Annotated in this window: 26 protein-coding genes; 13 read left to right on the top strand and 13 right to left on the bottom strand. The window is 67.9% G+C overall.

Annotation, left to right across the window (positions count from 1 at the left end; genetic code table 11):
- The first annotated feature begins 3 nt into the window (after positions 1 to 3).
- Together VFG17_RS04220 and VFG17_RS04225 are read left to right on the top strand one after the other, a co-directional pair.
- The gene (locus VFG17_RS04220; protein ID WP_325028205.1) at positions 4 to 2,256 is read left to right on the top strand and encodes a fused MFS/spermidine synthase; all 2,253 of its coding nucleotides are present in this window, start codon (positions 4 to 6) and stop codon (positions 2,254 to 2,256) included.
- On the top strand, positions 2,253 to 2,807 hold the full coding sequence (locus tag VFG17_RS04225) for a gamma carbonic anhydrase family protein (RefSeq protein WP_325028206.1): 555 nt from the start codon (positions 2,253 to 2,255) through the stop codon (positions 2,805 to 2,807). Before VFG17_RS04220 ends, VFG17_RS04225 begins: the two co-directional genes overlap by 4 nt.
- A 33-nt stretch (positions 2,808 to 2,840) precedes the next feature.
- Here VFG17_RS04225 and VFG17_RS04230 read toward each other — a convergent pair whose 3' ends face one another.
- The 3 genes from VFG17_RS04230 to thiS form a co-directional block, all read right to left on the bottom strand.
- Positions 2,841 to 3,413, bottom strand: a complete 573-nt coding sequence (locus VFG17_RS04230) for a urate hydroxylase PuuD (RefSeq protein ID WP_325028207.1) — start codon at positions 3,411 to 3,413, stop codon at positions 2,841 to 2,843.
- 98 nt (positions 3,414 to 3,511) lie between these two features.
- A complete protein-coding gene (locus VFG17_RS04235; RefSeq protein ID WP_325028208.1) occupies positions 3,512 to 4,285 on the bottom strand; it encodes a bifunctional sulfur carrier protein/thiazole synthase protein in 774 nt (257 codons plus the stop codon).
- Between the two features lies 1 nt (position 4,286).
- Positions 4,287 to 4,487, bottom strand: coding sequence for a sulfur carrier protein ThiS (gene thiS / locus VFG17_RS04240; RefSeq protein ID WP_037554934.1), 201 nt, complete (start codon positions 4,485 to 4,487; stop codon positions 4,287 to 4,289).
- 79 nt (positions 4,488 to 4,566) lie between these two features.
- Between thiS and VFG17_RS04245 the strand changes: the two genes are divergently transcribed.
- The 4 genes from VFG17_RS04245 (at position 4,567) to VFG17_RS04260 (ending at position 8,399) form a co-directional block, all read left to right on the top strand.
- Complete coding sequence (locus VFG17_RS04245) at positions 4,567 to 5,007, top strand: type II 3-dehydroquinate dehydratase (RefSeq protein ID WP_325028209.1); 441 nt, start codon at positions 4,567 to 4,569, stop codon at positions 5,005 to 5,007.
- Positions 5,008 to 5,087: 80 nt separating this feature from the next.
- Positions 5,088 to 5,573 carry an acetyl-CoA carboxylase biotin carboxyl carrier protein gene (gene accB / locus VFG17_RS04250; protein ID WP_325028210.1) on the top strand — a complete coding sequence of 162 codons (486 nt, stop codon included), beginning with the start codon at positions 5,088 to 5,090 and terminating at the stop codon, positions 5,571 to 5,573.
- Positions 5,574 to 5,581: 8 nt separating this feature from the next.
- The gene (gene accC / locus VFG17_RS04255; RefSeq protein ID WP_325028211.1) at positions 5,582 to 6,943 is read left to right on the top strand and encodes an acetyl-CoA carboxylase biotin carboxylase subunit; all 1,362 of its coding nucleotides are present in this window, start codon (positions 5,582 to 5,584) and stop codon (positions 6,941 to 6,943) included.
- Positions 6,944 to 7,040: 97 nt separating this feature from the next.
- Positions 7,041 to 8,399 carry a L,D-transpeptidase family protein gene (locus VFG17_RS04260; RefSeq protein WP_325028212.1) on the top strand — a complete coding sequence of 453 codons (1,359 nt, stop codon included), beginning with the start codon at positions 7,041 to 7,043 and terminating at the stop codon, positions 8,397 to 8,399.
- Positions 8,400 to 8,570: 171 nt separating this feature from the next.
- On the opposite strand, the gene VFG17_RS04265 is transcribed toward VFG17_RS04260, so the two are convergent.
- Complete coding sequence (locus tag VFG17_RS04265; RefSeq protein ID WP_325028213.1) at positions 8,571 to 9,317, bottom strand: murein L,D-transpeptidase catalytic domain-containing protein; 747 nt, start codon at positions 9,315 to 9,317, stop codon at positions 8,571 to 8,573.
- Positions 9,318 to 9,488: 171 nt separating this feature from the next.
- Between VFG17_RS04265 and arsC the strand changes: the two genes are divergently transcribed.
- The gene (gene arsC, locus VFG17_RS04270; protein ID WP_325028214.1) at positions 9,489 to 9,833 is read left to right on the top strand and encodes an arsenate reductase (glutaredoxin); all 345 of its coding nucleotides are present in this window, start codon (positions 9,489 to 9,491) and stop codon (positions 9,831 to 9,833) included.
- On the opposite strand, the gene recF is transcribed toward arsC, so the two are convergent.
- Both recF and VFG17_RS04280 read right to left on the bottom strand, forming a co-directional pair.
- Positions 9,830 to 10,939 carry a DNA replication/repair protein RecF gene (recF, locus tag VFG17_RS04275; protein WP_325028215.1) on the bottom strand — a complete coding sequence of 370 codons (1,110 nt, stop codon included), beginning with the start codon at positions 10,937 to 10,939 and terminating at the stop codon, positions 9,830 to 9,832. The genes arsC and recF overlap by 4 nt on opposite strands.
- Before the next feature lie 12 nt (positions 10,940 to 10,951).
- Complete coding sequence (locus tag VFG17_RS04280) at positions 10,952 to 11,182, bottom strand: hypothetical protein (RefSeq protein ID WP_325028216.1); 231 nt, start codon at positions 11,180 to 11,182, stop codon at positions 10,952 to 10,954.
- Between VFG17_RS04280 and VFG17_RS04285 the strand changes: the two genes are divergently transcribed.
- The gene (locus VFG17_RS04285; RefSeq protein ID WP_268746858.1) at positions 11,181 to 11,309 is read left to right on the top strand and encodes a hypothetical protein; all 129 of its coding nucleotides are present in this window, start codon (positions 11,181 to 11,183) and stop codon (positions 11,307 to 11,309) included. The two genes, VFG17_RS04280 and VFG17_RS04285, sit on opposite strands and share 2 nt — an antisense overlap.
- Before the next feature lie 56 nt (positions 11,310 to 11,365).
- On the top strand, positions 11,366 to 11,545 hold the full coding sequence (locus tag VFG17_RS04290) for a PspC domain-containing protein (RefSeq protein ID WP_325028217.1): 180 nt from the start codon (positions 11,366 to 11,368) through the stop codon (positions 11,543 to 11,545).
- A 112-nt stretch (positions 11,546 to 11,657) separates the two neighbouring features.
- Here VFG17_RS04290 and nudC read toward each other — a convergent pair whose 3' ends face one another.
- The 3 genes from nudC to VFG17_RS04305 are packed head-to-tail and all read right to left on the bottom strand — an operon-like array spanning position 11,658 to position 14,847.
- Positions 11,658 to 12,524 carry an NAD(+) diphosphatase gene (gene nudC, locus VFG17_RS04295; RefSeq protein ID WP_325028218.1) on the bottom strand — a complete coding sequence of 289 codons (867 nt, stop codon included), beginning with the start codon at positions 12,522 to 12,524 and terminating at the stop codon, positions 11,658 to 11,660.
- Complete coding sequence (locus tag VFG17_RS04300) at positions 12,524 to 13,810, bottom strand: serine hydrolase domain-containing protein (protein ID WP_325028219.1); 1,287 nt, start codon at positions 13,808 to 13,810, stop codon at positions 12,524 to 12,526. Before VFG17_RS04300 ends, nudC begins: the two co-directional genes overlap by 1 nt.
- Positions 13,807 to 14,847, bottom strand: coding sequence for an A/G-specific adenine glycosylase (locus VFG17_RS04305; RefSeq protein ID WP_325028220.1), 1,041 nt, complete (start codon positions 14,845 to 14,847; stop codon positions 13,807 to 13,809). The genes VFG17_RS04300 and VFG17_RS04305 overlap by 4 nt, the downstream gene beginning before the upstream one ends.
- Before the next feature lie 26 nt (positions 14,848 to 14,873).
- Here VFG17_RS04305 and VFG17_RS04310 point away from each other — a divergent pair, with 26 nt between their 5' ends.
- From VFG17_RS04310 to smc, 4 genes are all read left to right on the top strand, one after another.
- Positions 14,874 to 15,458, top strand: a complete 585-nt coding sequence (locus VFG17_RS04310) for a DUF721 domain-containing protein (protein ID WP_325028221.1) — start codon at positions 14,874 to 14,876, stop codon at positions 15,456 to 15,458.
- A gap of 9 nt (positions 15,459 to 15,467) precedes the next feature.
- A complete protein-coding gene (locus tag VFG17_RS04315; protein WP_325028222.1) occupies positions 15,468 to 16,184 on the top strand; it encodes a thioredoxin domain-containing protein in 717 nt (238 codons plus the stop codon).
- Between the two features lie 38 nt (positions 16,185 to 16,222).
- The gene (locus tag VFG17_RS04320; protein ID WP_325028223.1) at positions 16,223 to 16,960 is read left to right on the top strand and encodes a DsbA family protein; all 738 of its coding nucleotides are present in this window, start codon (positions 16,223 to 16,225) and stop codon (positions 16,958 to 16,960) included.
- A 135-nt stretch (positions 16,961 to 17,095) separates the two neighbouring features.
- Entirely contained in the window at positions 17,096 to 20,539 is a 3,444-nt protein-coding gene (smc, locus tag VFG17_RS04325) for a chromosome segregation protein SMC (RefSeq protein WP_325028224.1), read from the top strand.
- Positions 20,540 to 20,543: 4 nt separating this feature from the next.
- Here smc and ubiA read toward each other — a convergent pair whose 3' ends face one another.
- From ubiA to VFG17_RS04345, 4 genes are all read right to left on the bottom strand, one after another.
- Positions 20,544 to 21,452 carry a 4-hydroxybenzoate octaprenyltransferase gene (ubiA, locus tag VFG17_RS04330; RefSeq protein WP_325028225.1) on the bottom strand — a complete coding sequence of 303 codons (909 nt, stop codon included), beginning with the start codon at positions 21,450 to 21,452 and terminating at the stop codon, positions 20,544 to 20,546.
- Between the two features lie 79 nt (positions 21,453 to 21,531).
- The gene (locus VFG17_RS04335; protein ID WP_325028226.1) at positions 21,532 to 22,182 is read right to left on the bottom strand and encodes a hypothetical protein; all 651 of its coding nucleotides are present in this window, start codon (positions 22,180 to 22,182) and stop codon (positions 21,532 to 21,534) included.
- Positions 22,179 to 22,748: a TadE/TadG family type IV pilus assembly protein gene (locus VFG17_RS04340; RefSeq protein ID WP_325028227.1), complete on the bottom strand. Its 570-nt coding sequence runs from the start codon at positions 22,746 to 22,748 to the stop codon at positions 22,179 to 22,181. The genes VFG17_RS04335 and VFG17_RS04340 overlap by 4 nt, the downstream gene beginning before the upstream one ends.
- On the bottom strand, positions 22,745 to 24,352 hold the full coding sequence (locus tag VFG17_RS04345; protein WP_325028228.1) for a pilus assembly protein: 1,608 nt from the start codon (positions 24,350 to 24,352) through the stop codon (positions 22,745 to 22,747). Before VFG17_RS04345 ends, VFG17_RS04340 begins: the two co-directional genes overlap by 4 nt.
- Positions 24,353 to 24,547: the final 195 nt, after the last annotated feature.

The following is a 24,547-nucleotide window of genomic DNA, read 5'->3' on the forward strand; positions in this document are numbered from 1 at the left end:
AGCATGGCCGCTTCGCGATCGCCGCGCCGCTGGCTGTTCGTGCTGACGATCCTCGTCGGCAGCTTCCTCCTCTTCCTCGTCCAGCCGATGGTTGCGCGGATGGTGCTGCCCAAGCTCGGCGGCGCGCCCGCGGTGTGGAACAGCGCGATGCTCGTCTATCAGGCGCTGCTGCTCGGCGGTTACGCCTATGCGCACTGGCTCGGCCGTTTTACGGTGCGGCGGCAGGCGATGATCCATCTCGGGGTGTTTCTCGTCGCCGCGCTCTGGCTCCCGATCGGCATCGCCGAGATCGCGCCGCCCGGCCCGGGGCAAGAGGCTTTGTGGGTGCCCTTGCTCCTGCTCGCATCGATCGGCCCCGTCTTCTTCGTCGTTTCGGCGCAAGCGCCGCTGATGCAGCGCTGGTTCGCCGCCGATCCCCGCGCGGGCGACCCCTATTATCTCTACGCCGCGTCGAACCTCGGCAGCTTTGCGGGCCTGATTAGCTATCCGGCGCTGGTCGAACCGGCGATGCCGCTCGCCGCGCAAAGCTGGGGCTGGACCGCGGGCTATGCGCTGCTCGTCCTGCTCGTCGCGGGCGCGGCGGCGGCGCGCTGGCACGGCGGCGCCGAAGCGCACGCCGATGGCGCCGACGAACCCGCGCCGACCTGGCGCCGCCAGCTCCACTGGTTGCTGATCGCCGCGGTCCCGTCGGGGCTGATGCTGTCGACGACGACGCACCTCACCACCGACATCGTCGCGATGCCCTTGCTCTGGGTGCTGCCGCTCGGCTTCTATCTCTTGAGCTTCGTCATCGCTTTTTCGACGTTCACCCGGGCAACGGCGATCATCACCTTGCTCGCGCCGGTCGTGCTGCTCGCGGTCGGCGGGCTCGGGCTCTTGAGCTCGGGGGGCGGGTCGATGATGGTCGCGCTCGCCAGCCTCGCGATGCTTTTCGTCGTCGCGGTCGCGCTCCACGGCTATCTCTATCATCTCCGCCCCGGCGCGCGACACCTGACGCTTTTCTATCTGATCATGTCGGCGGGCGGGGTGCTCGGCGGGCTTTTCGCCGCGCTGTTCGCGCCGCTGATCTTCGACTGGGTCTATGAACATCCGCTGCTTATTCTCGCCGCCGCGATGCTGATCCCGCTGCCCGCGCTCTTCCCGTGGGACAAATGGCTGGGACTCGAGGCGAAGACGGTGCGCGCCGTGACGGTGCTGCTCGTCGTGATCGCTGCCTTTGCGAGCTGGCACATGGTGGATCAATGGACCGGCCGGCTCGACGGCACGGTGGCGGGCTGGGGCATCGCGATCTTCGTCATCGGCATGCTCGTCATCGGCTGGCGCTGGGCCTATGTGTCCGCGCTCGCGCTGCTGATGATCGGCGTCGGCGGCTGGGACACGATCCAGGAAAGCTTCACCGGGGCGCGCGTGCGCAGCTATTTCGGTGTCTATACCGTCACCGATTATCCCGAAACGAACCAGCGCCGCTTGGCGCACGGCACGACGCTCCACGGGCTCCAGCGCACCGATGCCGAACACCGGCGCGACCCGACGACTTATTATGGCCCCCAGTCGGGCGTCGGACTGACGCTGGACAAGGCCGAGGCGCTCGCCGGGCCCGGCGCGTCGGTCGGCATCGTCGGGCTGGGGGCGGGAACGCTCGCCTGCTACCGCAAGCCCGGGCAGGACTGGACGATCTTCGAGATCGATCCGGTGATGGTCGACATCGCGCGCGATCCCGCCAAATTCACCTTCCTTTCCGACTGCGCACCCGACGCGCCGATCGTCATCGGCGACGCGCGGCTGCAGATCGCCGAGCAGCCCGCGGGCCATTTCGACATCATCGTCATCGACGCCTTTTCGTCGGACGCGATCCCGCTCCATCTGCTGACGAAAGAAGCGATCGGCATCTATGCGCGGGCGCTGAAACCCGACGGCATCCTGCTCATCCATATCTCGAACCGCTTCTTCGGGCTCGAACCCGTGCTCGCGGCGGAGGCGAAGGCGCGCGGCTGGACCGCGGCGATCCGCATGGATCCCGGTCCGGTGGGCGACGAATATGGCGATCTGACGGGATCGAACTGGGTCGCGCTGACCGCGACGCCGGACCGGATGCGGCAATTGACCGGCGGCATCCGTCCGCGCAAGGATAGCCAGGAAGACGGCGCCTGGGTCCCGCTCGAGGCGCGCAACGGTTTCACCCGCTGGACCGACGATTATGCCTCGACGCTGCCGGTTCTCTTCTGGAAGAATATCATCGGAGGCCGTGACGAATGACATATCAGGACGCCCGCATCATCAGCGTCAATGGCAAGACGCCGCAGATCGACGCCAGCGCCTTCATCGCGCCCGGCTGCCGGATCATCGGCGACGTGACCATCGGCCCCGACGTCAGCATCTGGTATAATTGCGTGCTGCGCGCCGATGTCAGCCATATCGTCGTCGGTGCGCGATCGAATATCCAGGACGGCAGCGTCGTCCATTGCGACGGCCCGATGCCGCATCACCCCGAAGGCTTTCCGACGATCATCGGCGAGGATGTGCTGATCGGCCATCTCGCGATGGTGCACGGCTGCACGCTCGCCGACCGCGCGTTCGTCGGCCTGAAGGCGACGGTGATGAACGGCTGCCGCATCGGCAGCGACGCGATGCTCGCGGCGGGGGCGCTGCTCACCGAGAATAAGGAAATCCCCGACCGCGAACTCTGGGCCGGATCGCCCGCGCGCCGCGTGCGCGAGATCGGCGATGCCCAGGCGGCGGGTATGCAGCTCGGCGTCGCGCATTATGTGATGAACGGCCGCATGCACAAGGCGGCGATCGAGGGATAGTTTTCCCCTCCCGCAAGCGGGAGGGGAACAAGATCAGCTGAAATTCACCATCGCATAGAGCATCGGGATCGACAGCAAGGTGTTGGTCCGCGAAAAGATCATCGCGGTCCGCGCCGCCTTCGCCTTGGCCGCGTCGTCGGCCTCGACGATCCCCAGCGCCTTTTTCTGGTTCGGCCAGATCAGGAACCAGACGTTGAAGGCCATGATCAGGCCCAGCCACATGCCGACCCCGATCAGCCGATAGGGATCCTGCAGGCCGAGCGCGGGGGCGAGATATTTGGCGTGCCCCGCGACAGCGATCCCCAGCAGCACGGTGATCAGCGCCGCCCAGCGGAACCAGAAGAGCGCGGCGGGCGCGATATGCTTCGACACGCCGGCTTTCAGTTCGGCGGGAATCTTGGGCATCGTCGGCATCTGGACGAAGTTGAAATAATAAAGCAGGCCGATCCACAGCACGCCGAAGAAGGTGTGCAGCCAGCGCATGATCGCGTTGCCCGCGGCGACGCCATCCTCGAAATTCTGGCCGTTGAGGCACAGCATCAGGATAATCGCGAGCACGAGCCCCGTGCCGAGCACGGCGTGCAGATTTCCGAAAAACTTGTCCATGGCAGTTCCCCCTCCATTATATCGGCGCCGTGCGACCCGGTGCCTGTGCGCCGATATGCCAGCGACGGGGGAAGGGCTCAAGCCTGTCGAAGCGGGTCCTAGATCAACCCCGCCAGCGGGCTCGACGGATCGGCGTAACGACGAACGCCCATGCGCCCCGCCAGATAGGCGTCGCGCCCCGCCTCGACCGCGCGCTTCATCGCGCGCGCCATCAGAATCGGGTCCTTCGCCTCGGCGATCGCGGTGTTCATGAGGACGCCATCGCAGCCGAGTTCCATCGCCACCGCGGCGTCGCTCGCGGTGCCGACACCGGCATCGACCAGCACGGGCACCGACGCGCCCTCGACGATCAGGCGGATCGTCACCCGGTTCTGGATGCCGAGCCCCGACCCGATCGGCGCGCCAAGCGGCATGATCGCGACCGCGCCGGCATCCTCGAGCTGCTTCGCGGCGATCGGATCGTCGACGCAATAGACCATCGGCAGAAAGCCCTCTTTCGCAAGCACCTCGGTCGCCTCGAGCGTCTCGCGCATGTTGGGATAGAGCGTCTTCGCCTCGCCGAGCACCTCGAGCTTGACGAGATCCCAGCCTCCCGCCTCGCGCGCGAGGCGCAAGGTGCGGATCGCGTCGTCGGCGTTGAAGCAGCCCGCGGTGTTGGGGAGGTACGTGACCTTCTTGGGATCGATATAGTCGGTGAGCATCGGCGCCGCGGGATCGGACACATTGACGCGGCGCACCGCGACGGTGACGATTTCGGCCCCCGACGCTTCGAGGGCGGCGGCGTTCTGCTCGAAATCCTTGTATTTTCCGGTGCCGACGATCAGCCGCGACGTAAATGTCCGGCCGGCGACGCTCCACTGATCCGCTGACAACTCAACCGCCTCCTACGAAATGAACGATTTCGAGCGCATCGCCCTCGGCAAGCGCCACGTCGGCGAGCGTCGAGCGCGGCACGATGTCGCGATTGCGCTCGACCGCGACCTTCTTGACGTCGAGGCCGAGTGACGCGACGAGATCGGCGATGCTGCCTTCGCGCACCTGCCGGGGTTCGCCGTTGAGGATGACCGAAATCACGTCAATTCGCCTCGCTTTGCCTTTTGCCGAGCAGCCCATATAGGGGGAGCCCGCAACGCCGCAACCGAAAGGCCGTGTCTTGGCTGAACTTCCGACCGTCTTTGTCCTCTCCGGCCCCAATCTCAACCTGCTCGGCACGCGCGAGCCCGAGATCTATGGCCATGACACGCTCAACGACATTCATGCGCGGCTCGAAGCGCAGGCGGAGGGGCTGGGGATCAAGCTCGAATGCCGGCAGACGAACCATGAGGGCGTGCTGATCGACTGGCTGCACGAAGCCTATGTGGCGGGCGCCAAGGCGGTGCTGCTCAACGCGGGGGGCTATACGCATACTTCGATCGCGATCCACGACGCGATCAAGTCGATCAAGGTGCCGGTGATCGAGGTCCATCTGTCGGACCCCATGGAGCGCGAAGAGTTTCGCCATATCAGCTATGTCGGCATGGCGGCGGCGGCGCATTTTGCGGGGCACGGCGCGAACAGCTATACGCTGGCGCTGGACGCCGCCGCGCGTCTCTGACAATAGGGCGCATCAAAAATAGGGGTCCGGGCGTTGGAAGGGTTCGTCCTTCGGCGCGCCGCAACAACAGGAAAATTCTCATGGGTGACCATAAAGACAATGGCATCAACATCGATCCGGCGTTCGTCCGCGCGCTCGCCGAGCTGCTCGACGACACGCAGCTTTCGGAGATCGAGGTCGAGGACGGCGACCGCAAGGTGCGCGTCGCGCGCACGCTGACCGCCGCCGCGCCCGTGGCCTTCGCGCCGGCCCCGGTGGCCGCACCCGCCGCCGCGGCCCCGGCCGCCCCCGCTGCGGCGCCCGCAGCAGCCGCACCCGCCGCCGACAGCTTTGCCGACGCGGTGAAATCGCCGATGGTCGGCACCGTCTATCTAGCGCCCGAACCCGGCGCGCCCAATTTTGCGGCGGTCGGCGCGGCGGTGAAGCCCGGCGACACGATCCTGATCATCGAGGCGATGAAGGTGATGAACCCGATCACCGCGACCGCGTCGGGCACGCTCAAGGCCGTGCATGTCGAGAACAGCCAGCCGGTCGAGTTCGACCAGCCGCTGTTCACCATCGGCTGATCCATCCTATGGCTATCGAGAAACTGCTGATCGCCAACCGCGGCGAGATCGCGCTGCGCATCCACCGCGCGTGCCACGAAATGGGCATCAAGACGGTCGCGGTCCATTCGACCGCCGACACCGACGCGATGCACGTCCGCCTCGCCGACGAGGCGGTGTGCATCGGACCTCCCGCGGCAAAGGACAGCTATCTCAATATCCCGGCGATCATCGCGGCGGCCGAGATCACCGGCGCCGACGCGATCCATCCCGGCTATGGCTTCCTTTCCGAAAACGAGCGGTTCGCCGAGATCATCGAAGCGCATAATATGGTCTTCGTCGGGCCGAAGCCCGAGCATATCCGCACGATGGGCGACAAGGTCGAGGCGAAGCGCACCGCGGTCAAGCTGGGCCTTCCCGTCGTTCCCGGCTCGCCGGGCGCGGTGACCTTCGGCGAGGAGACCAAGAAGCTTGCCAAGGACATCGGCTATCCGGTGCTGATCAAGGCCGCGTCGGGCGGCGGCGGGCGCGGCATGAAGGTCGTTCCCGACGAGGACAGCCTCGAAAGCCTGATGGGTCAGGCCTCGTCCGAAGCGGCCGCCGCCTTCGGCGACCCGACCGTCTATATGGAAAAATATCTCGGCAACCCGCGCCACATCGAATTCCAGGTCTTCGGCGACGGCAAGGGGGGCGCGATTCACCTCGGCGAGCGCGACTGCTCGCTCCAGCGGCGGCACCAGAAGGTGCTCGAGGAAGCGCCATCGCCGATCATCTCGGCCGACGAACGCGCGCGCATGGGCGGCATCTGTGCCGACGCGATGGCCAAGATGGGCTATCGCGGCGCCGGCACGATCGAGTTCCTGTGGGAAAATGGCGAATTCTTCTTCATCGAGATGAACACGCGCATCCAGGTCGAGCATCCGGTGACCGAGATGATCACCGGCTTCGACCTCGTCCGCGAACAGATCCGCATCGCCGGCGGCGCGGGGCTGTCGGTCAAACAGGAAGACCTCGAATTCCGCGGCCATTCGATGGAATGCCGCATCAACGCCGAGGATCCGCGCAGCTTCCTGCCCTCGCCGGGCAAGGTGACGAGCTATCACGCGGCGGGCGGCATGCACGTGCGCGTCGATAGCGGGCTCTACGCCGGCTATTCGATCCCGCCCTATTACGACAGCATGATCGGCAAGCTGATCGTCTACGGCCGCAGCCGCGAAAGCTGCATGATGCGGATGCGCCGCGCGCTCGAGGAAATGGTGATCGGCGGGGTCAAGACGAACATCCCGCTGCATCAGGCGCTGCTCGCCGACCCGGACGTCATTCACGGCGATTATACGATCAAATGGCTCGAGGAATGGCTGGCGCGGCAGGATGAGGAAGGCGCCGCTTAACGGCGACACGCACCCCGGCGAAGAAAGTTTTGATCTGCGACGGAGTGTGCTCCGCCTCACTTCCGCTGGCTGCGCTTTTTGGCTATGGGCTTTGACCATGGCCAAAAATGCTTCCTTTTCTGCGCGTCGCGCGGCGTCTCTCCTTCTCCCGCTGACCCTGCTCGCGGGTCCCGCCTTCGCGCAAACCGAGGTGAAGGAGGATTCGGTGATCCTCCAGCCCGACAAGGTGCGCGACGACGCGCCCGTCGTCGCGGTGCGGATCGACATGCCGAACTGGACCGAGGAAAACGCCACCGCGCTTTTGAGCTTCATCGAAAAGGTCGGCGACGAAGGCCTGTTCGCGAAGGATTATAACCCCGACGGCCTCGCCGCCGCGATCCTCGGCGGCGATCAGGCGGCGCTCGACAAGGTCGCGACCGACAGCTTCCTGCTGCTCGCGACGCATCTGCGCGACGGGCGGACCCCCAATGCCGCGCGCAAACAATGGTTCATGGTCGACAGCGACGGCGACAGCGAACCCCTGCTGTCGCTGCTCACCGCGGCGCTCGGCGCCGGAACGGTGCCCGAAACGCTCGCCAGCCTCGACCCGGTGCACCCCGATTTCGCGCTACTCAAGGCGTCGCTCAAGACGGCGAAGACCCCCGCCGCGGCCAATGCGATCCGCGTCAATATGGAACGCTGGCGCTGGATGCCGCGCGACCTCGGCGAACGCTATGTCGTCAGCAACGTCCCCGAATATCTGACCCGCGTCGTCCATGGCGGCACGACCATCGCGACGCACAAGGCCGTCGTCGGCAAGAATTCGACCCCGACGCCGCAGCTCAATCCGATGGCAACGGGCATCATCGTCAACCCGACCTGGACGCTGCCGCGCAGCATCATCAACGAAGGCATCGGCGCGACGATCGCGCGGAACCCCTCCTCGGCGCGCGCGCAGGGCTATACCTGGACGGGCAAAGGCAAGACGCTGTCGGTGGTGCAGCAGCCGGGGGCGAACAATGCGCTCGGCGTGATGAAGATGGAAATGCTCAACGAGCATGCGATCTATCTCCACGACACGCCCTCGAAGGGCGCGTTCAACGCCGCCGCGCGCGCGTTCAGCCACGGCTGCATCCGCACCGAGCGCGCGCTGCACTTCTCGGGCCTGATGGCGGTGATGTTCGCGGGGAGAAGCCCCGAGGAATTTGGCGAGGCGATCGCGAGCGGCAAGACGACGCGCTTCGGCTTCGACCAGCCCTTTCCCGTCTATGTCGCCTATTGGACGATGGTTCCCGACGGCAAGGGCGGCGTGAAAAAGCTTGCCGACATCTACGGCCGCGACGCGCCGGTGGTGGCGAGCTTCGCCAAGCCCGGCCGCCCCACCGCGACGATCATCGCGCCCGAGCCGCCGCCGGTCGTCCCGACGATCCCGACCGCCGCGCGCGTAACGACGCCCTCGACGAGCGGGATTTATTGAGCGGGGTCCGCTAGCGGCCGGAAGCTACCATCATATTCCTCGTCACCCCGGGCTTGACCCGGGGCCTGCCTTGTCCTTTCGACGTTGGGCAGGAGGAAGGCGGGTCCCGGGTCAAGCCCGGGATGACGAAAGGGGGACGTCCGCTCACTACCATAAAGCGGACTTCGCCGCTTAATCCGCCGTCGTCGGCAGCGTCCCACTGAAACTGCTCGCGCGCCGCAAATTCTCGGTTCCCGGCAGCGGGTCGGCCGGCGGCAGCTGGAAGGGCGCCGGCGTCGGCGGATGCGCGCTCAGCCGGTCGGCGAAGAGCAGGCGGCCGGGCCCCAGCTTGTAGAGGATCATCGGCAGCAGTTCCTCGCCGAAGACGAAGCAGCCTTCGCTGCGCCCGAGCTTGCCCTGCGTGGCGATCAGCGCCGGGTCGGCGTACCAGGCGCCGTGCACGACGATCGCGCGCTGGTCGGCGGTATAATTGTCGGGCTCCAGCCCCGCGAGGCGCATCGACGATCCGTTCGCGCCCCAATAATAGTCGCTGGTGCGATAGGCGCCGCGCGAAGTCGCGAGGCTGCCGACGCGGCTCGAGAAGCTTTTGAGCCAGCCGTCGTGCTGCGGATCGGATCCGCGTCCGTGCGTCACCGGGAACATCTCGATCTTGCCCGCGACCATGTCGACCAAAGCGAAGCGCGGGCGCGACGAGGGCAGGCCGAAATCGACGACGCCGACGCGGTCGGTCTGCGGGATATTGCGCGCCTGCATCGCGAGCTGCTTCTTCGCGACGGCGAGATAGTCGACCGGCGGCGGCAAGGGCGCCACCGGCTGCTGAATCCAGTTCGGAAGCTGCGCGCGCGTCGGAATGGCGGCGAGCGCCCCCGCGCCGGCGATCCCGGCGAGCAGTCTCCTGCGATCGATCAATTCATTCACTTGCAACCCAACCCCGCATTGGCCGCCCTTTGGCGGTCCCTCGACTTCGCATAAGTCGTGCGTCGGCCGCGAAAGGCAAGCTGATGGTTCCCCTTCATGCGGGAAGATGTGCCATATATGCCATGAATAGCGCGTTTACGCCGCGGCGAGGCCGCGTTAGGACCATTCCCCATGAAAGCGACCATCTGGCACAACCCCGCATGCGGCACCTCGCGCAAGACGCTGGCGATTCTCGAAGAGACCCCGGGCATCGAGCTCACCGTCGTCGAATATCTCAAAAATCCATACAGCGCCGACAAGCTGCGCCAGCTCTTCGCCGACGCCGGCCTCGCCGCCCGCGACGCGCTGCGCCTGCGCGGCACCGACGCCGAGGAGCGCGGGCTGAAGGATGCGGGCGAGGACGCCATCATCGCCGCGATGGCCGCGAACCCAGCCTATGTCGAACGCCCGATCGTCGAAACCGACAAGGGCGTGCGGCTGTGCCGTCCGCAGGATGTGGTGCGCGAAATCCTCTAACCCGCCGCGATCCGCCCGCCCGCGACGCGAAAGCGCGTCACCGGCCCCGGCATATCGTCGAACAGCGCCGCTTCGGTCCCGGTGAGCCACGCCTGGCCGCCTTGCCCCGCGAGCCGATCATAGAGCGCGGCGCGGCGCAGCGGATCGAGATGCGCGGCGACCTCGTCGAGCAACAGGAGCGGGCGCCGCTCTCTGGCGCGCGCGACGCAGTCGCTGTGCGCGAGGACGAGCGAGAGCAGCATCGCCTTTTGCTCGCCGGTCGAGCAACGCGCCGCCGCGCGGCCCGTCGCGGCATGGACGGCATCGAGGTCGTCGCGGTGCGGCCCGGCGGTCGCGCGGCCCGCCGCGGCGTCGATCCGCCGGCGCGACGCGAACAGCGCCTTCAGCGCATCGGGCTCGTACGGCGCGGCGCGCGCCTTGCCGTCGCTGTCGACGAGCGTCAGCAGCGGGCGGGCGAAGGGCGCGTCGGGCTGGCCCGCGAGTTCGGCCGACAGCCCCGCGAGCATCGCCTGCCGCGCGGCGTCGATCGCCGCGCCATGCTCGGCGAGCTGCGCCTCGAGGCTGGCGAGCCAATGGGGGTCGGCGCCGGCGGGGTCGGCGAGCAGCTTGCCGCGCGCGCGCAGCGCCGCTTCATAGCGGTTGCCGTGCTGCGCATGGCGCGGGTCGAGCGCGAGCACGAGACGGTCGAGGAAGCGCCGCCGGTTCCCCGCGGTCTCGACGAACAGCCGGTCCATCGCGGGGGTCAGCCACAGCACCGCCAGCCATTCGCCGAGCGCCGTCGCCGCGGCGGCGGCGCCGTTGATGCGCACGATCCGCCGCCCGGGCTGCGCGGGCTCCATTCCGGTGCCCAGCGCGACGGGGGGCAGGTCGGCGCCCGCCTGAACCTCGGCAAAGACGGCGAAGCCGCCGCCCGCTCCGTCGCGCACCATGTCCGCCAGCGGCGCGCGGCGCAGCCCGCGTCCGGGCGCGAGCAGCGAGATCGCCTCCAATATATTGGTCTTGCCCGCGCCATTGTCGCCGTAGAGCGCGACGAGTCCCGGCCCGGCCGCCATGTCCGCGGCGGCATGATTGCGAAAATCGGTCAGCGAAAGGCGGGTCAGCGTCATTCTGAATCGCGCCTACCGCAGCGCATCGGGCGAAGCCAGCCCGTCGCGCCCCGAACCGGCATCGAAATTTTTCCGACGAACGGGAATTTTCACCATCTTGGCGTATTTTTCGCGCTGAAATAAAATTTCCGGAACCAAAAAACCGCGCTTAACCGCCAATGAATGAAATTGGCACGGTCCCTGCAGTACTTCCGGCATCCACCGGATGGTCCGGATGGAAGGTTCAAGGAAGGAAAATATCATGGCCCATTTCAACGTCGAATCGTTCAAGAGCTACGCGATCGCTGGTGTTGCCTCGCTCTACTGCTCGCTGATGTTCCTCGCCGCTGTCGGCCCGAACGCTGCGCACTTCGGTGGGCTGGTCGCCTGACCAGCCCCCCTGCCGCCCAAAACGCCGGCCCCAAGGCCGGGATCGAAAGGAAAGAAATGAACCAGGGTTTTCGCAAGAATCGCCGTAACGGGATGATCTTCGGCGTGTGCGCCGGGATGGCGGACCAGTTCGGCATCGATGTCTTGTGGACGCGCATCGGCTTTGTCGCCCTGACGCTCTTGGGCTTCGGCCTGCCTCTGCTGCTGTACCTCGCCGTCGCGATCCTCGCGCCATAGGACAGCCCGGGCCGGACGCTTTCGAAGCGCACAGTCGCACCGGCCCGCACATTCCCAAAAGACCAAGGGCTCACCGGCCGGACCGGTGGGCCCTTTTCATTCAGGACAGACTCTAGGCCGCCCAATCCTCGAGCAGATAGCGCGCGATCGCCAGCGACGGCGGCGCCATGAAGGGGGCGCCCATGTCGCCTGCGAGCGCGGCGCGCACCTCGGTGCGGTCGACCCACATCGCCGCCTCGATCTCGGTCGTGTCGAGCGTCAGCGCCGCACCGGTCGCGACCGCGCGGCATCCGATCATCAGCGACGAAGGAAAGGGCCACGGCTGGCTCGCGACATAAGCGACGTCGGTGACGTGGATTCCGGCCTCCTCGAACAATTCGCGCGCGACCGCTTCCTCCAGCGATTCGCCGGGCTCGACAAAGCCCGCGAGCGCCGAGAAGAAACCCGGCGGAAAGCCGCCCTGCCGTCCGACGAGCACGCGGCCCTCAAATTCGGCGAGCATGATCACCACCGGGTCGACGCGCGGGAAATGTTCGGCGTTGCAGCCGCCGCAGCGCCGTCCCCAGCCGCCGCGGAACAGCTCGGTCGGCGATCCGCAGGCGGCGCAGAAACGGTGCCGCGCGTGCCAGTCGACAAGGCTGCGCGCGCCGCCATAGAGCGCGGCCTCCTCGGCCGACAGCAACGGCAGCATCCGCATCACCGTGCGCGACCGCGCATCGACACGCGCGCCCGCCGCTTCGCGCACGAAGCGCGGCGCCCCCGCATCGTCGATCCCGAGCAGCATCAGCGCGCGCTCGTCGGCGGGGTCGAGCGGCTCCCACAATAGTCCGCCGCTCGCCCCGGGAACGAAATCGATCCCGTCGAGCGTCAGGCAGGTTGCGCGCGGATCCGCCGTCGCGGCGGCGAAGGCCTCGGCATCGGTCCGAAGCTGGTCGGCGCGGTCGAGCCGCGCGCCGGTGAAACCGAGCGGCAGCGGCATCAGCTCATCACGTCCTTGAACAGGGTTTCGCCGAACTTGCTCTGGAACGACACGGCGTCGGGCGGCATGATCTGCGTATAGCCCGCGGCGCGATAGCCGAGCCCGCGGTGGACGAAACCGATCGTCCCCGCGGCGCCCGCCCAGCCGAAAATGCCTTCGCCGCCGGGCGAGGTCGGCAGCGACACGCGCCCGCCGGCGCCGAACCCCTCGCCGTCGATGAAGGTCCCCTTGCGGTCGACGCTGTCGGCGATCAGGTTCGACATCGCGAGCCGCGCGGTTTCGGGTTTCATGATCCGTACGCCGCTTGTCGTGCCCTCGCCGAGCAGCATCGCGAGAAAACGGTCGTAATCGCGCGCGCTCGATACCAGCCCGCCGCCGCCGAAGGGATAGGGTGGGGGATCGAGATAGATCGAGCTCGCCGCGGGGTCGAAGGGAATGAGCGCGCCGCCGAACGGCGCGTAATTGCTCGTGAAGCGCCCGACGTCCTCCGCCTTCACCATGAACCCGGTGCTCGTCATGCCGAGCGGATCGAACAATCGCGCCTTCAGGAAAGCGTCGAACGCCTGTCCCGACACCACTTCGATCAGCCGCCCCATCAGGTCGAGGCTGATCGAATAGCTCCATTTCGTTCCCGGTTCATAGACGAGCGGCAGCTCCGCCAGCCGGTCGGCCATCACGGCCAGGCTCGGCGCCGGCGCCACTTCGGCGAAGCCGGGGATCGGCAGGCGGCTCGCCTGCCCGCCGACGATGCCCGCGCGGTCATAGGCCGCCTTGATCGGCCCCTTCTGGATGATGTTGTAGCCGAGCCCCGCGGTGTGGGTGAGCAATTGCCGCACCGTGATCGGGCCCTTCGCCGGGCGCACGTCGGTGATCGATCCGTCGGGGGTGTTCTGCACCTTCATATTGGCGAAGGCGGGCAGGAAATCGGCGATCGGCTGGTCGAGCGTCATCTTGCCGTCCTCGATCAGCAGCATCGCCGCGATCCCGGTGATCGGCTTGGTCATCGAATAGAGCCGCCACAGCGTGTCGGGACCGACCGGCGTCGGCAAGCCGTTCGACTGCACCCCCGCGCCGATGAACACCGGCGCTTCCTGTCCCTTGCCGATCGCGGCGAGCGTGCCCGCGAGTTCGCGGCGGTCGACGAAGCCCTTGATGAACGCGCTGGTCGCGGGATAGAGCGCGGCGCCGTCGGCGCGCCACGCGAGCGCGGCGCGCGGCAGCAGCGCCCCCGCGCCGGCCAGCGCCATTCCGCCCATCAGTGCGCGGCGCGAAACCATCATGTTCATGCATCTCTCTCCAGCATCTTGTCGGTCAGCTTGCGATAGAGCGTCGGCAGTCCGGCGGCGTCAAGCTCCGCGATCGGCCACCATATGCCTTCCGCTGCGGCGGCGGGGGATTCGGGCGGCGCTTCGCGGCGCACCAAGGTCAGCGTCAGGTCGAAATGGGTGAAGCCATGGTCGACGCGGACGATTCCCGACTCGGACGGCGGATCGTCCGACCAGTCCCCGCCCGGCAGCGCACGCATTCCGCCGAGCATCCCCTTGTCGGGCCGCCGCGTCAGCCAGATCGCGCCGTCGCGCTCGATCCACCAGGCGATCCCGTGCCGGTGCGGCTTCGCCTTTTTCGGCGGCTTGACGGGAAGGCGCTCGATATCGGGCCGGCCGCGCGCCCGGCAGTCGGCCATCACCGGGCAGATTGCACAGAGGGGCGAGCGCGGCGTGCAGATAGTCGCGCCGAGGTCCATCAATGCCTGCGCGAAATCGCCCGGTCGGTCTTCGGGAACGAGCGGGGCCAGCGCGTTGCGAATCTCGCGCTTCGCCATCGGTAGCGGAGTTTCGATCAGCCGGTGGCGCGCGATCACGCGCTCGATATTGGCATCGACGACCACCGCCGGCCGGCCGAAGGCGATCGCCGCGACCGCCGCGGCGGTATAGTCGCCGACACCGGGCAGCGCGCGCAGCCCCGCCTCACTGTCGGGAAAAATCCCGCCATGATCGGCGACGACGGCGCGCGCGCAGGCGAGCAGGTTGCGCGCGCGGGCATAATAGCCGAGCCCCGCCCATGCCGCCATGACGTCGGCATCGTCGGCCGCGGCGAGGTCGGCGACCGTCGGCCAGCGCGCCGTGAAGCGCGCGAAATAGCCCGCGACCGCCGCCACCGTCGTCTGCTGCAGCATCACCTCGGCCAGCCAGATGCGGTAGGGATCAGGGGCCTCGTCGCTCCCCGGCGCGATCCGCCACGGCAGCACCCGCGCCGACCGGTCGTACCAGCCGAGCAGGCGGCCCGCGAAATCATCGACGATAGCGGAAGTCTGGACGCTCACCCCCCGCCTATGGCATGGCCTCCGGCATGACGAAAGAGACGGGAGACGGCACGCCCGCCAAAAATGCGAAGGCGAAGGGCGCGGCGAAAGGCGGCGCGAAAACCGCGAAGGCCCCCGCACGTCCCTACGAACGCCCGCGCGGCGGCGAGGCGCGCGCGATTTCCGACCTCGTTCCCGAAATCGGCCGCACCGCCTTTCGCAAGTTCGGCTTCGTCCAGTCGTCGGTGGTCAGCCGCTGGCGCGAGATCGTCGGCGACCGGCTCGCCGACGTCACCCAGCCCGCGATGATCCGCTTTCCCGCCGGACAGAAAGCGGGCGGCACGCTCCACCTGACGATCAGCGGGGCGCACGCGCCGATGCTCCAGCATGTCGCGCCCGACATCATCGCCGCGGTCAACCGCTTCTTCGGCTATGCCGCGATCGCCGCCGTCCGCATGACGCATGGGCAGGTCACCCCCGCCGCGCCCGTTCAGCCGCCGGCAATGCTCAAACCCGTACCCGCCGAACTGGGGGACAGCCTCCGCGACATCGGCGACCCGGAACTCAGGACCGTGCTCGAACGCATGGCCGCCGGCCTCGCCGCGCCGCCCAGGCTTCCGAAGATCAGTTAGGAAAGAGCGATGTCCGCATTTGACGACCCGCTTATCGACCGCCGCACCGCGGTGCTCGCGCTCTCGGGCGCGGCGCTCGGCCTGATCGCGGCGGCGCCCGCCAAATCCGCTGCATGGTCGCAAACCGTCACGACCAGCCCTATCGGCGCCTTCGTCGTCGGCAATCCCGCCGCAAAGGTCCGGCTCGTCGAATATTTCAGTTACACCTGCCATATCTGCGCCGATTTCGCGAAGGCGAGCGCGGTGCCGCTCAAGACGGGCTATATCGACCGCGGGCTGGTGCTGTTCGAATATCGCAACCTCGTCCGCGATCCCATCGACATGACCGCGGCGCTGCTCGCGCGCACCGGCGGTGCGAAGGCGTTCGCGGGCAATCATCAGGCGATTTTCGCCGCCTTCCCGGCGATGATCGCCAAGGTGCAGAAAGCGACCGAGGCGCAGAAAAAGAGCTGGTTCGAAGGCAGCACCGCCGAGCGCGCGCGCAAGATCGCCGCCGACACCGGCCTCACCGCGCTGATGCGCGGACGCGGCTATACGCAGGCGCAGCTCGACGCGGCGCTCGACAGCGAAGTCGCGCAGGCCGAACTCACCGGCATGACCAACATCGGCCGCGGCGCCGATAATGTCCAAGGCACCCCCAGCTTCTTCGTCAATGGCCGCAATGCCGAAGTCACCGCCTGGCCCGCGCTCAAATCGAAACTCGACCTCGCGCTCAAGGCCTCTTAAAAGCCCCGCATTCGCCCCTTTGTGGAGAAAGAAAGATCATGACCCTGCTGCGTACCGTCCTCCTGACCTCGATGGGCGCGCTCGCCCTTGCCGCCTGCGGCGAAAGCAAGACCGATCCCGCCAAGGAGCAGGAGGTGGTTGCGAAGGTCGCGCCGCCCGCCGGCAAGAGCTGGTCGCAGGTCGTTCGCGTCGACGGCGATGGCGTCGTGATGGGCAATCCCGAAGCCCCGATCAAGCTCGAGGAATTCGGCGCCTTCACCTGCGGTCACTGCGCCCAGTTCACCAAGGATTCGCACGAGGAGCTGAAGCGCGACTTCGTCGACACCGGCCGCGTGTCGTACAAGCTGACCCCGTTCATGCTCCACCCGGTCGACGCGATCGCCGGCGCGATCGTCAAATGCGCGGGCCCCGAGCGTTTCTTCCCGCTCGCCGATGCGACCTTCATCGAGCATGAGGCCTTCATCGCCGGCGCGTCGAAGCCGCAGCCGGGGATCGAGGAAGCGATGAAGCTGCCCCCCGCGCAGCGCTTCGCCGCGCTCGCCAAGGGCTGGGGGATCGACCAATTCTACCAGCAGCGCGGCGTCCCCGCCGCGACGATCCAGCAGTGCCTCGGCAAGGTCGAAAATGTCGAGGCGATCGAAAAGGGCACCAACGCCGGGGTCGAGAAATATCAGATCACCGGCACGCCGACCTTCGTCATCAACGGCCAGGTCGCCGAAGGCATCGCATCGTGGGGTCCCTTGCGCGACCGCCTGCGCACGATGGGCGCGCGCTGACGCTGAAATGAGCAAGGGGCAGGCAAATCCTGCCCCTTGCGACTCCCCCCGCCACGCGGCATGACGGCTGCATGGGGGATCTGTGACACCAAGGTTGCACCAGCTCCGATTCGATGAGCTGCCCGGGGGCATCCCGTGCAGATAAAACGGCTGCGCCTCACCGGTTTCAAAAGCTTCGTCGAACCCACCGAATTGCGCATCGAGCCCGGGCTGACCGGCGTCGTCGGCCCCAACGGCTGCGGCAAGTCGAACCTCCTCGAAGCGATCCGCTGGGTGATGGGCGAATCCTCGCCCAAATCGATGCGCGGCGGCGGGATGGAGGATGTCATCTTCGCCGGCACCTCGTCGCGTCCCGCGCGCGACTTTGCCGAGGTCGCGCTCCACTGCGACACCGAAGGCGCGCTCGTCGCCGGCCTGTCCGATGGCGGCGACGGCGACGATCTCGAGGTCATCCGCCGCATCGAGCGCGGCGCGGGGTCGGCCTATCGCGCCAATGGCCGCGACGTGCGCGCGAAGGATGTCGCGCTGATCTTCGCCGACGCCGCGACCGGCGCGCACAGCCCCGCGCTCGTCAGCCAGGGCAAGATCGCCAACGTCATCGCCGCCAAGCCCACCGACCGCCGCGCTATGCTCGAGGAAGCGGCGGGCATCGCGGGGCTCCACGTCCGCCGCAAGGACGCCGAGCAGAAATTGCGCGCGACCGAGACCAATCTCACGCGCCTCTCCGAAATCGTCGCCGACATGGAGGTGCGCGCGAACGCGCTGCGGCGGCAGGCGCGCGCCGCGGAGAAATACAAGAAGCTCTCGGACGAGATCCGCATCGCCGAGGGCCGGCTGATCTATGCGCGCTGGCGCGACGCCGCTGAAGCCGCCGATCAGGCGCGCCGCGACGCCGACGCCGCCGAGGCAGCGGTCAAGACCGCGCAGAACGAACTCGAAACCGTCTCCAAGGCCCAAACCGAGGTCGCGACCCGCGTCGCAGCCGCACGGACCGACGCACAGACGCAGCGCGACGCGCTCGCCGAGGCGACCGCGACCCAAGTAAGGTTGCAGGGCGAGGAACGCGCCGCGCTCCAACGGCTCGAAGATCTCGCGGCGCAGCAGCGGCGCATCGCCGACGACCGCGCGCACGAAGGCGAACTCGCGCGTGAAGCGCATGCCGCGCTGACCGCGCTCGACACCGAGACGAAATCGCTGGCGCAGGAGATTGCCGGGCACGATAGCGGCAAGGCCGCGCTCGCCGACGCCAGTCTCGCCGCACAGGCGCGCCTCCGCGACGCCGAGGTCGCGCTCGCGCAGGCGCGCGCCAAGGCCGCGAGCGAAGCCGCCGACCGCCGCATCGCGGTATCGGCGGTAGACAGCGCCGAAGCCGCGGTGCGCCGTGTCGTGCAGGACAAGGCGCGCGTCGATGCCGAGGTCGCCGCGCTCGGCGACAGCGCCGCGCTCGCCGCGACGCATGCCGACAGCGTGCAGGCGGCCGAAGCCGCCGAAGCCGCGATCGCGACCGCCGAAAATGCGCTGCACGCCGCCGAAGCCGACCGCGAAGCCACCGCCGCCGACCTCGCGAGCGCCGAAGCCGGGCTCGCCGAAGCGCGCGCCGCCTTGGCCGCGCTCGAAGGCGAAGCCGTGACGCTCGAACGCGCGCTCGCCGCCGCGCGCAGCGACACGCACCGCATCCTCGACCAGCTCCGCGTCGCGCCGGGTTACGAAGCCGCGCTCGCCGCCGCGCTCGGCGACGATCTCGACGCCGGCACCGACCGCGACGCCGCGCGCAGCTGGGGCGCCGCCGATGCAGCGAAGGGCGACCCCCCGCTGCCCGCCGGCACCAAGCCGCTCGCCGACCATGTCCAGGCGCCCGCCGCGCTCGCGCGCCGCCTTGCGCAGGTCGCGGTGGCCGACACCGACGGCGGCCAATCGCTCGCGGTCGGCCAGCGCCTCGTCACCACCGATGGCGTGATGCGCCGCTGGGACGGCTTCGTCACGCGCGGCGACGGCGCGACCGCGACCGAGCGGCTGCAGCGCCAGAACCGCCTCGACGCGCTCGCGGCGCAGCGCCCGCAGGTCGAGCTCGGCGTGCAGGAATTGCAGGATCGCCGCGACGTCGCCGCCGCGAAAGCCGCCGCCCTCGCCGAAGCCGCCGCGGCGGCGCGCAAGGCGCTCGCCCAGGCTGACGAGGCGCGCCGCACCGCGCTCCGCGCCGCCGACCAGGCGCAGGCCGCGCTCGATCGTCACCGCGACGCCGCCGCGCTGTTCGACCGCCGCCTCGCCGAGATCGCCGAGGCCGCGACGGAAGCCGCCGACACGCTCGCCGCGCAGCAAGCCGCGCTCGCCGCGCTCCCCGACGAAAGGCTGGCGCGCGCCGCGCTCGACGCCGAGGAGGCGGCGGCCGAGCGCGCGCGCGCCGACGCCAATGCCGCCCGCGATGCGCTCGCGGCGCACGAACGCACCCTCGCGAGCCTCAGCGAACGCCAGGCGGTCGTCAGCGCCGAGATCAAGAGCTGGAAGGCGCGCGCGGGCGAGGCCGCGCGGCGCGTGACCGAGATGGACAAGCGCGCCGAGGCGCTCGCCGCCGAGGCGGCCAAGCTCGCCGACCTTCCCGCGCGGCTCGCGCAGCAGCGCGCCGCCGCCGAGGCGCAGCAGGACGCGCTGCGCGACAAGGTCGCCGCCGCCGAGGCGCAGGAACGCGCCGCCGAAGCCGCGCTGCGCGAGGCCGAAACCGCGCTGAACGCGATCCGCGAGCGCGTCGCCGCGGCGCGCGAAACGCGCGCGGGCGCCGTCGCGCGCTCCGAAAATGCCGAACTGCGCCGGATCGAAATGGGCCGCCTGTCGGGCGAACGCTTCGAATGCCCGCCGCCGCTGCTCCCGCAAAAGGCCGGGTTCGAAAGCGCGGGCGTCGGCGATGCCAATGCCGAATCGGCGCAGCACGACCGGCTCGTTTCGGACCGCGAGCGACTGGGTCCGGTCAACCTCGTCGCCGCCGACGAGCTGGTCGAACTCGACACCGAACGGGCACGAAACGCCGCCGAGATCGAGGAGCTGACGCAGGCGGTGAACCGCCTGCGCGGCTCGATCGGCAGCCTCAACCGCGAAGGCCGCGCGCGGCTGCTCGCGGCGTTCGAGGCGGTGAACACGCATTTCCAGCGCCTCTTCACGACGCTCTTCAACGGCGGGCAGGCGCATCTCGAACTCGTCGATTCGGACGATCCCTTGGAAGCCGGGCTCGAAATCATGGCGCAGCCGCCGGGCAAGCGCCTCGGCACGCTGACCTTGCTTTCGGGCGGTGAGCAGGCGCTGACCGCCGTGGCGCTGATCTTCGGCCTCTTCCTCACTAACCCCGCGCCGATCTGCGTCCTCGACGAGGTCGACGCGCCGCTCGACGACGCCAATATCGAGCGCTTCTGCGACCTCCTCGACCGCATGGCGCGCGAGACGAACACCCGCTACCTGATCGTCACTCACAATGCGGTGACGATGGCGCGCATGCACCGCCTGTTCGGGGTAACGATGGTCGAACGCGGCGTCTCGCGCCTCGTCTCGGTCGACCTCGGCGGCGCCGAGGAACTGCTCGCGGCCGAATAAAGCCTTAGGGCGCCATCCCGACCACGAGCATCGCGGCGAACACCAGCAGCCCCGCAAAGCGATTGCTCCGGAATTTCGCCAGCGCATCCTCGCCGTTCGCGGGATCGAGCGTCACCACCTGTCCGGTCAGATGCACCGCCGCGGGCAGCAGCGCGGCGAGCGCCAGCGGATCGGGGCGCACCGCCCACAGCGCGCCGCCCCAGCAGGCAAGCGCGACCGCGTAGCACATCGCGACCCCGCCCTTCACATGATCGCCCATCGCACGCGCGCTCGACTTCACGCCAACCAGCATATCGTCCTCGATATCCTGCAGCGCATAGATGGTGTCGTATCCGATCACCCACGCGATACAGCCGGCATAGAGCAAGGGCAGCGCAAGTCCCTGCTGACCGCCCACCGCGACCCACGCGACGAGCGCGCCCCAGCTGAACACCAGCCCGAGCCACGCCTGCGGCCACCAGGTGATGCGTTTCATGAAGGGATAGCCCGCGACGAGGATCAGGCTCGCGAGCGCGACGATCTGCGCGGGGCGTGGCAGTTGGAGCAGCACGAGGAGGCCGATCAGCGACAGCGCGATCGTCCACAGCAACGCATTCCGCACCGAAACCGCCCCGCTAGCCACCGGCCGCGATGCGGTGCGCGCGACCTTGGCGTCAAGATCGCGGTCGACGATGTCGTTATAGACGCAGCCCGCGCCGCGCATCGCGATCGCGCCGAGCAGCAACCAGATGAATAGCGGCCAATGGCTGACTGCGCCGCCGCCGAGCGCGATTGCCCAGGCGCACGGCCAGTAAAGCAGCCACCAGCCGATCGGCCGGTCGAAGCGCGCGAGCAGCGCATAAGGCCGCGCCGCGGCGGGGAGCAGCGCGACGAAGCCGCGAAGCTGGCTGTCGGGAGGATGGGTCGCCGTCATCGATGCGCGCGCGATAGCAGGCGGAGCCTCGCGAATAAATGCCCGATCGACGCCGCCCGACTCTCGCCGTCGCGCGTCGTCAGTCGCAGTCGGCCCGGTCGCCCGGCGACTTCACCCCCGACAGGTCGCGCGCTTCGCGGATATTATAGGCCGCGGTCGACCGGATGGTCTGCGGCCCCAGCCAGGCGCCGAACAGCAGCGGCTCATATTCATAGGTGACTTCGACGAACATGATCGCGGTGCCCGCCACCGCGGTGACCTCGCGGCCCTCGGGCCCCATGCCGGGGAAATCGGTCCCGGTCGCGCCGATGCCTTCGACGCCATAGTCCGAATCGACCTCCAGATTGCCGAAGCAACGCTGCCATTTGATCGTCTGGCCGCCATCGTCGTTGCGCTGGAGGCTCGACAGGATGATGCGGCCGTTATTCTCGAAATTCAGGCTCGCCGCCTGCCGTTCGGCGCCGGCGAAGACCTCGTTGATATCGACCTCGCGCACTTCCGGCTGCGCCAGATTGCTGCCCGCCGCGATCCGCGCGGCATTGTCGGCGGTGTTGAGCCCGAGCTGGCTGACGCGCGTATGCGCGAGCGTCAGATTGGCGATCTCGAGCCCGCCGAAGCCGACGAGCACGAGGAAGGGAATGGCAAAGGCCATTTCGAGCATCACGGCGCCGCGGACGTTCCGCGCGAAATGGCGCGCGGTGACCCGCATCCTGCTGGAAAAGGTGGTCACGGGCATTGCTCCGGGGCGATCTCGCCCCCGGCGGCGAACGGCTGGTTGCGCAGCAGCGTCGTCGAGGTGAGCGTCTTGGACTGCGGCTGCCCCAGCATCTTCCACACCGGCAGCACGCGATCGAACTCCATCGACACCGTATATTGGATGACGTCGTCGGCGCCGCCATTGCCCTGCGTGCCGCCGTCTTCCCAGCAATCGTCGGGCGAGGGGTCCTGGATGCCGTTGCCATTGGTGTCGACCCAGCGCAGCGGCTTGATATTGCTGTAATCGTCGAAGGCGCGGCGGTTGAAACTTACCGTCGCGTTCTTGAACACCTTCTTGACCTCGGCGCCGACCGCATTGTCGAGTGCGGTCTGGTTGGCGGAAAAGCTTTCGAGCGTCGCGTCGCGGCCCGCCTTGGCGACCACGCCTTGCAACACTTGCTGCGCATACATTTGCCAGCAATAATCGAAGATGCCGAGCAGGATCAGGAGGAAGACCGGCGCGGTCAGCGCGAATTCGACGAACGCGGTGCCGCGCTCGCTTCGCCGCAGCCGGCGGAGCAGGGTGCGGGCGCCGGTCATTGCGACAGCCTCAGCTTGGAAATCTGTCGCGCGATCGCCTGGAACTGCTCGTTGAGCTGGGCGGAATCGTCGGCTTTGAAGGCCTTTTTCGACGAAGCGCATTTGTCGAGGGTGGCGAGATTTGTTTCGTTGTTGCTGTCGTCGCCAAAGGATACCACCCAGACGGTCGCTCGCTTCGCCGCCGCCGCGCACAATTGCAGGAAGCGGTTGTTGTGACGCGCCCTTGCGGCTGAGTCGCTGCTTGCCCCGACCCGCGGCTGCGACCGCTCCATGCCCTGGTGCGAATAGATGGTCGGCCGCGCGTCCATCGCGCCGTCGGTCATGAACAATATGTGGCGGCTGATCGGACGCTCGTTGTCCTCCGCCTTTTCATTCTCGTCCGCGAACAATCCGGTCGGCGAGATCAGCCGGGCGCCCCACGCCATGCCGACGTCGTGATAGGTGCCGCCGACGGGTACCAGATCATCGATATACCCGTCGAACTCCGCCTGATCGTCCTTGGTCATTATCTCGAGCTTTCTCGCCGGTTGGGGGCAGGCGGTATAAAGCGTCTGCCCCAGGTTCGACGATGTCGTGGTCCGCGGCGCCACCTGCCCGCGCTCAAAGGCGAAAGGCTGAAGCATCGGGTCCCATTTGGTCGCATCGTCGGCCGTCGGTGGCGTGTCGACGTCCATGTCGAAGGCCTCGCGGGGCGCGGTCTCCTCCGGCCCGAACGCTGTCGTCTGCCGCTCGACGATGCAGCCGCCCCATTCGGCGGTGACATTGGCGCCGTTGTTTCCGGTGTTGAAGGTCAGGTCGTCGCCGGGCGCGATCGACCCGACGGACAGGTCGCGATCTTCATAGACGTAGCGCCATTGCAAGCTGCAATTATTACCATATTGATTGCACACATTGACCCGGCGATAGCTGCGTGACGGCAGTCTGACCGTCTCCGAAAGCCACGACGGATCGGCCTCGTGCAGAATCGCGCCGACATTGACCGTGCTGCTATAGGGAACGACGCCGAAACGCAGTTGTCCGTCGCCGATATGCGCGCTGGTCAGGGTAGCGAAAAAGCTCTTCGCCGCCGCCTGCAGCCCCGCCATTCTCGTTATCGTGTCGCCCGAATTGGTTTCCAGCATCGACCCCGTGACGTCGAGCACCATCATCACATCGACGTTCGAAATCTCCAGCTTCGCCGTGCAATTGGCGGTCAGGCGGAATTGGTCCTTGCCGAACAGGAACATCAACTGGGTCGGCAAGATCGCGGACGCCTGCCCGAGGACGTCCGACGCGTCGTCGTCGGTCTCGGACGAAAAGAGGATACCCGACGCGCCATATTTGGCCTCGGGGAAGTTGAAGTTGAACATCTTGTTCGCTTCGGCCTCCGCCTCATCCGAATAGGTCGCGCCCGTCATCGCTCGCCGTCCCGCGAGCACGCCCGAGTCGCATGCCTGCTGCAGGCGCAGCTGCGTCATATAGGCGCGGCCGATGTCGACCGCCGAGCCGACGATGCCGATCACCGGTATGATCGCCGCCGCGGTCAGCATGAAGGCGTTGCCGCGCTGGTCGCGGTGAAGCGCTTTGGCGCCGGCGCGCAGCCGGCTGATCCAGGTCCCTCGCATGGTCAAACCCCTCTTCGGCCCGCGGCGCCCCCACCAGATGGGCCGCTGGTATTGTCGCACCTAGGGGGGAACTGCTTACCAAATGGCTAATCGGCGTAGCGAGGAGGGGCCCGGATCGGCGCTTTTGCCCCGGATCGGGACAGGCTGTCCCATCTTGCGGCAAAAGATGCACGACAGGCCGCCTTCTGCTATCGC

Source organism: Sphingopyxis sp. (assembly GCF_035686825.1).
Lineage (GTDB): Bacteria > Pseudomonadota > Alphaproteobacteria > Sphingomonadales > Sphingomonadaceae > Sphingopyxis.

Coding starts and splice junctions, on each gene's coding strand:
- VFG17_RS04345 (WP_325028228.1), bottom strand. CDS start 24,352: ATGCGAGGGACCTGGATCAGCCGGCTGCGCGCCGGCGCCAAAGCGCTT.
- VFG17_RS04315 (WP_325028222.1), top strand. CDS start 15,468: ATGTCCGCATTTGACGACCCGCTTATCGACCGCCGCACCGCGGTGCTC.
- VFG17_RS04290 (WP_325028217.1), top strand. CDS start 11,366: ATGAACCAGGGTTTTCGCAAGAATCGCCGTAACGGGATGATCTTCGGC.
- VFG17_RS04300 (WP_325028219.1), bottom strand. CDS start 13,810: ATGAACATGATGGTTTCGCGCCGCGCACTGATGGGCGGAATGGCGCTG.
- VFG17_RS04230 (WP_325028207.1), bottom strand. CDS start 3,413: ATGGACAAGTTTTTCGGAAATCTGCACGCCGTGCTCGGCACGGGGCTC.
- VFG17_RS04280 (WP_325028216.1), bottom strand. CDS start 11,182: ATGATATTTTCCTTCCTTGAACCTTCCATCCGGACCATCCGGTGGATG.
- VFG17_RS04260 (WP_325028212.1), top strand. CDS start 7,041: ATGGCCAAAAATGCTTCCTTTTCTGCGCGTCGCGCGGCGTCTCTCCTT.
- accB (WP_325028210.1), top strand. CDS start 5,088: ATGGGTGACCATAAAGACAATGGCATCAACATCGATCCGGCGTTCGTC.
- VFG17_RS04310 (WP_325028221.1), top strand. CDS start 14,874: ATGACGAAAGAGACGGGAGACGGCACGCCCGCCAAAAATGCGAAGGCG.
- VFG17_RS04340 (WP_325028227.1), bottom strand. CDS start 22,748: ATGACCGGCGCCCGCACCCTGCTCCGCCGGCTGCGGCGAAGCGAGCGC.
- VFG17_RS04220 (WP_325028205.1), top strand. CDS start 4: ATGGCCGCTTCGCGATCGCCGCGCCGCTGGCTGTTCGTGCTGACGATC.
- VFG17_RS04225 (WP_325028206.1), top strand. CDS start 2,253: ATGACATATCAGGACGCCCGCATCATCAGCGTCAATGGCAAGACGCCG.
- arsC (WP_325028214.1), top strand. CDS start 9,489: ATGAAAGCGACCATCTGGCACAACCCCGCATGCGGCACCTCGCGCAAG.
- recF (WP_325028215.1), bottom strand. CDS start 10,939: ATGACGCTGACCCGCCTTTCGCTGACCGATTTTCGCAATCATGCCGCC.
- VFG17_RS04320 (WP_325028223.1), top strand. CDS start 16,223: ATGACCCTGCTGCGTACCGTCCTCCTGACCTCGATGGGCGCGCTCGCC.
- VFG17_RS04285 (WP_268746858.1), top strand. CDS start 11,181: ATGGCCCATTTCAACGTCGAATCGTTCAAGAGCTACGCGATCGCTGGT.
- ubiA (WP_325028225.1), bottom strand. CDS start 21,452: ATGACGGCGACCCATCCTCCCGACAGCCAGCTTCGCGGCTTCGTCGCG.
- accC (WP_325028211.1), top strand. CDS start 5,582: ATGGCTATCGAGAAACTGCTGATCGCCAACCGCGGCGAGATCGCGCTG.
- nudC (WP_325028218.1), bottom strand. CDS start 12,524: ATGCCGCTGCCGCTCGGTTTCACCGGCGCGCGGCTCGACCGCGCCGAC.